The sequence below is a fragment of the Acidovorax sp. HMWF018 genome, assembly GCF_003061035.1.
Classification (GTDB): domain Bacteria; phylum Pseudomonadota; class Gammaproteobacteria; order Burkholderiales; family Burkholderiaceae_C; genus Acidovorax; species Acidovorax delafieldii.
In genome coordinates this window covers 29,961-30,908 of sequence record NZ_QAIM01000595.1, presented here as the reverse complement: position 1 = coordinate 30,908, position 948 = coordinate 29,961, and the positions used below count along the sequence as shown (strand labels likewise).

General features: G+C 68.4%; 1 protein-coding gene. It reads left to right on the top strand.

The genetic code is table 11. The features are described 5' to 3' along the window. Positions 1-320: 320 nt before the first annotated feature. Positions 321-948, top strand: a 628-nt coding sequence (locus DBR23_RS31800; protein ID WP_233250743.1) for an efflux RND transporter periplasmic adaptor subunit, incomplete at its 3' end; no start/stop codon positions are given.

The window sequence follows — 948 nt, the reverse complement described above, 5'->3', positions numbered from 1 at the left end:
CGCCACCGCATCAGTCGCAGTGGGCTGTGGCGCGGAGGCTGCGCCGGGGTGGGGAGAGGGGCTGGGACGGTCGTTCACACCCGGATTGTCGCTTGACAAGCTCAAGGGCTTCTCATAGATTACTAACCGGTCAGTCAGTAATCATAAAAACCAATCCTGTGGGGGACAAGGCGGCTGGCCCCTGCATCTGTTCACAAGCGCCCTGCATGGCTGCGGGTGGCTGGTTGGCGGGTGTCTGGTGTACTGTCGCTGCGCGGGCGCTCCGGCCTGCGTCTTGCTTGCTGATCCTTGTGGCCCCTTCTTTTTTCACCGGATTTCCCATGCGCACACCCTCCGCCCTGCGGCCCTCTTCACGGCATTCCAGGCTTTTGCTGGTGCTGGCCACCGCTACCGTGCTGGCCGCCTGTTCGCGTCCCGCACCGCCTGAGGAGCCCGTGCGCTCCGTCAAGCTGATGACGGTGGGCGTGGGCGCGCTGCAGTCCAGCCTGGAGTATTCGGGCGAGGTGCGCGCGCGGGTGGAGTCGCGCCTGGGCTTTCGCGTGGCGGGCAAGATCGTGCAGCGCCAGGCCGAGCTGGGCCAGCGCGTGAAGGCCGGGCAGGTGCTGGCGCAACTGGACCCCAAGGACTACCAGCTGGCGGCTGATGCGGCGCGCGCGCAACTGGCATCGGCCACCACGCAGCGTGATCTGGCGGCGGCGGACCTCAAGCGCTACCAGGCGCTCAAGGACCAGAACTTCATCAGCGGTGCCGAGCTGGAACGCCGCGAGGCCACGCTCAAGGCGGCCCAGGCCACGCTGGACCAGGCGCGCGCGCAGCTGTCGTCGCAGGGCAACCAGGCGGCCTACACCACGCTGGTGGCCGACGTGTCCGGCGTCGTGACGGGCATCGATGCCGAGCCGGGCCAGGTGGTGTCGGCCGGTGCGCCGGTGGTGCGCATTGCGCAGGACG